General features: G+C 65.9%; 3 protein-coding genes. All 3 read left to right on the forward strand.

The features are described from left to right. The first annotated feature begins 757 nt into the window (after window positions 1-757). The 3 genes from ngcE (at window position 758) to ACFW2Y_RS34915 (ending at window position 4,186) form a co-directional block, all read left to right on the forward strand. On the forward strand, window positions 758-2,203 hold the full coding sequence (gene ngcE, locus ACFW2Y_RS34905) for an N-acetylglucosamine/diacetylchitobiose ABC transporter substrate-binding protein (protein WP_384887500.1): 1,446 nt from the start codon (window positions 758-760) through the stop codon (window positions 2,201-2,203). 115 nt (window positions 2,204-2,318) lie between these two features. Further along, window positions 2,319-3,248, forward strand: coding sequence for a carbohydrate ABC transporter permease (locus tag ACFW2Y_RS34910; RefSeq protein ID WP_384887503.1), 930 nt, complete (start codon window positions 2,319-2,321; stop codon window positions 3,246-3,248). Then, window positions 3,248-4,186 (forward strand): carbohydrate ABC transporter permease, encoded by a 939-nt coding sequence (locus ACFW2Y_RS34915; RefSeq protein WP_384887506.1) that lies wholly within the window; start codon window positions 3,248-3,250, stop codon window positions 4,184-4,186. The genes ACFW2Y_RS34910 and ACFW2Y_RS34915 overlap by 1 nt, the downstream gene beginning before the upstream one ends. The last annotated feature ends 21 nt before the right edge of the window (window positions 4,187-4,207 follow it).

The raw sequence follows: 4,207 nt of genomic DNA on the forward strand, positions 1-4,207 counted from the left end.
CCGCACCCGCACCAGCCACTTCGCAGCACTTCGCCCCGCCGACCAAACGATCGACAGGGCGAAGTAGGCAGGCCCCGAATTAACCAACGGCATCCTCGCAAGAGGAGCGGGGCCTTCGCGTTCCTTGCGCACGGCGTGACGGCGCCCGCCAGGACGGCGCCTCCCGCCGTGAGCGCGATGCGCGGCAGGGCCGGCGCGCCCGTGCGGTTCGGGCCCGAGGCGGTGGTCGGGCAGCTCTCCGGTCCGTGCGGAGCGGGACGGAGGGCTGCCGTGCGCCCCGGGGCCGGCGGACTCGGCGAGGATTCGGGCAGCCGGGTCTTCGCCACGGCGTCTTCGATGGACGGCCCCTTTGTGTCACATCTGTGCGGTCTTTGATCTTTTACCCCCTTCGCCCCTCTCCTCCTGTGCCTCTCCACCCGCCCGCAGGGTGGCTCCTGGGTCGGGGGGTACTCCTGATGTCGTGTCAAGGGGGGAACGCGGCGGATGGTTGGACGAAACGCCGCAGATACCGCCTGCTTATCCCGGAGGTCTCAACTCGGGAAAGATGGCCGGAGAAACCTGCTTTCGATCTTGCTCAGGCGAAGGGAAGTGGACTATACCTGTCGGCGTCCAGCCAGTCGGAGCAATCCGACGACGGCCCGACGCGTGCACGACCCGGCTGCAATTAACCGCGGTGGCGGGGCCCTTCGCCTGTGGCGAGTGAGATACGGGCGACCGGTACACCGCCTGAGTCCTGAATGAAGGCGAGGACTTGAGCATGGGATCCATCTCCGCACACAACGGTGAGGGCCTCGGCCGTCGCGATCTGATCAAGCGCTCGGCCGCTATCGGTCTGATCTCCGTACCGACGATGGGCTTCCTGTCCGCCTGCGCGAGCAGCGGTGGCGGCGGCAACGAAAAGGTCGACAAGGGGACGAAGTCCGACAAGAACCCGCTCGGGGTGAACGAGTCGGCACCGCTCGATTTCGTCCTTTTCGACGGCGGATTCGGACAGGAGTACGCCAAGGACGCGATCAAGGTCTACGAGGCGAATTACCCCAAGGCCCAGGTCAAGTTCACCCCCACCCAGAAGATCACCACCACCCTGCAGCCGCGCTTCAACGGCGGCACCCCGCCGGACCTCATCGACAACTCCGGTGCCGAGCAGATGGACATGGGCGTCCTGGTCGGCCAGAAGCAGCTGGCCGACCTCACCCCGCTCCTCGACGCCCCCTCCATCGACGACCCGAGTAAGAAGGTCCGCGACACCCTGCGGCCCGGCATCGTCGAGATGGGCCAGTTCGACGGTGACCCGGTGTGGATCATGTACTACGCCTACACGGTCTACGGCGTGTGGTACTCCCAGAAGCTGCTCGACTCCCTCGACGCGAAGTACCCCGAGACCTGGGACGAGATGCTGGCCGTCTGCGAGAAGGCCAAGAAGAGGGGCATCGCCGGCTGGACGTACGCCGGCAAGCACCCGTACTACATCCCCTTCTCGCTCTACCCGATGATCGGCAAGGTCGGCGGCCGAGAGGTTCTGGACGCCATCGACAACCTGGAGCCGAAGGCCTGGGAGCACCCCGCGGTCAAGGCGTGCTTCGAGGCGTACTACGAGCTGTACCGCAAGGGCTACATCCTCAAGGGCACCCCCGGCCTCGACCACATCCAGTCGCAGACCGCCTGGACCGAGGGCAAGGCGCTCTTCATCCCGAACGGCTCCTGGGTCGAGAACGAGGCCGCGAAGACCATGCCGGGCGACTTCGACCTGGCGGTCTCCGGCCCGACAGGCATCGACTCCTCGGACAAGATGCCCTTCGGCACCATCTGGGCCTCCGGCGGCGAGCCCTTCATCGTCCCGGCGAAGGCGAAGAACCCGGAGGGCGGTCTGGAGCAGCTGCGCATCATGCTCAGCGAGGCCTCCTCCAAGAACTTCACGCAGTCGGTGAAGTCCCTGACCGCCCTCAACGGCGGCACCGACGGCATCGAGTTGACCCCGGGCCTCAAGTCCGGCGTCGCCGCGCTGGACAAGGCGGGCCAGAACGTCGTCAACCCGCGCCTCCAGGACTGGTACGTCGCCCTCCAGAAGGAGAAGATCGGCGTCGCCGGCCTCGGCGAGATGATGGCCGGCCGTGCGACCCCGGCCGAGACGATCAAGAAGATCCAGAAGTACGCCGATGAAGCGGCCAAGGACTCGAGCATCAAGCACTACAAGCACCAGTGAGCAGTGCCGGGGCTCCTTCCCGCCGACCGGGAGCGGGCCCCGGCCCTTTGCGCGCGGCATCAGCAGCGCGTGGCACCAGCGGCGCCTCTCCGCGGGAAGATCGGGGTCGGTAGGAATGCAACACGGCAAATACCGTTTCATCGTGGGGTTCCTGGCGGCCCCCCTGGCGCTCTACGCGCTGTTCGTCATCTGGCCGTTCATCCAGTCCATCTACTACTCGTTCACGGACTGGAGCGGCCTGAGCCCCGAATTCCGGATGGTCGGATTCGACAACTACAGCAGAATGCTGGACGACGAGATCTTCTGGAAATCGCTCCAGCACAGTCTGACCTTCGCCGTGGTGCTGCCGCTGGTGACGGTCGGGCTCGCGCTTTTCTTCGCCTTCATGCTCAATGTCGGTGGTCGGCGCCGCAGGGGTGCGGCGATCGCAGGCGTGCGCGGTTCTTCCTTCTACAAGATCGTCTATTTCTTCCCGCAGGTGTTGTCGATCGCGATCGTCGCGCTGCTCTTCCAGTTCGCGTACAACCCGAACAGCGGAGCCATCAATTCCGTATTGAAGGGCGTCGGTCTCGGCAGCGTGCAACCGGACTGGCTCGGGGATCCGGACCTCGCCCTCATCTGCGTGATGCTGGTGCTCGTCTGGTCCACCGTCGGATTCTTCGTCGTCCTCTTCTCCGCGGGAATGGCATCCATTCCGAGGGACTTCTACGAGGCGGCCCTGCTCGACGGCGCCAACCGCTTCACCACCTTCTTCAAGATCACCCTGCCGCTGCTCTGGGACACCGTGCAGTCCGGCTGGATCTACATGGGCATCCTCGCCCTCGGTGCGGAATCCTTCGCCGTCGTGCAGATCATGACCGTCGGCCCCAACGGCGGCGGGCCCGACTACTCCACCATCGTCATGCCGCTGTACGTGTACCAGAAGGCATTCCGGGACGGTCAGGCCGCCTACGCAACGACCATCGGTGTCGCGCTCCTCCTCGTCACGCTGGCCTTCGCCGCCGTCGTGATGAAGCTGGGCCGGCGCGAGCGGCTGGAGTTCTGATGAAGACGACCGACACTGCCACCCCCGACGTCGGGGCCTCCGGCTCCCCGGCCGGATCCGGACCCGTGGTCACCAAGACGGTGGCGCCCGCCCCGCGCAGGACCGCCAAGGCCGAGGGCGCGACCCTCAACGTCTTCTCCCACGGCGTCCTGATCATCTGGGCGATCATGGTGGTCATGCCGCTGCTCTGGGCGGTCATGACCTCCTTCAAGACCGACCGGGCGATCTTCACCTCGCCCTGGGCGCTGCCCGACAAGCTGCACTTCGAGAACTGGTCGCGCGCTTGGACCGAAGCGCACATGAGCGACTACTTCCTGAACACCGTCCTGGTGGTCGGCGGCTCGCTCATCGGCACCCTGCTCTTCGGCTCGATGGCGGCGTACGTCCTCGCCCGCTTCGACTTCCCCGGGAACCGCTTCATCTACTTCCTCTTCATCGGAGGGATGAGCTTCCCGATCATCCTGGCGCTCGTGCCGCTCTTCTACGTGCTCCAGAACATGGCCCTGCTCAACACGCTGCACGGCCTGATCCTGGTCTACATCGCGTACTCGCTGCCGTTCACGGTCTTCTTCCTCACCGCCTTCTTCCGCACCCTGCCGACCTCGGTGGCGGAGGCCGCCTTCGTGGACGGGGCCTCGCACACCCGGACCTTCTTCCAGGTGATGCTGCCGATGGCCAGGCCGGGCCTCATCAGCGTCGGCATCTTCAACTTCCTCGGCCAGTGGAACCAGTACCTGCTGCCGACCGTGCTCAACACCGAGCCGGAGAAGAAGGTGCTCTCCCAGGGACTCGTCCAGCTGGCCGTCAGCCAGGGGTACAAGGGCGACTGGTCCGGACTCTTCGCCGGGCTGGTGATGGCGATGCTCCCGGTCCTCGCCGCGTACATCATCTTCCAGCGGCAGGTGGTGGCCGGTCTGACCGCCGGCGCCGTGAAGTGACTCCCAGGGCCCGACGGGCCC

This window comes from Streptomyces sp. NPDC058877 (assembly GCF_042742855.1).
GTDB lineage: Bacteria > Actinomycetota > Actinomycetes > Streptomycetales > Streptomycetaceae > Streptomyces.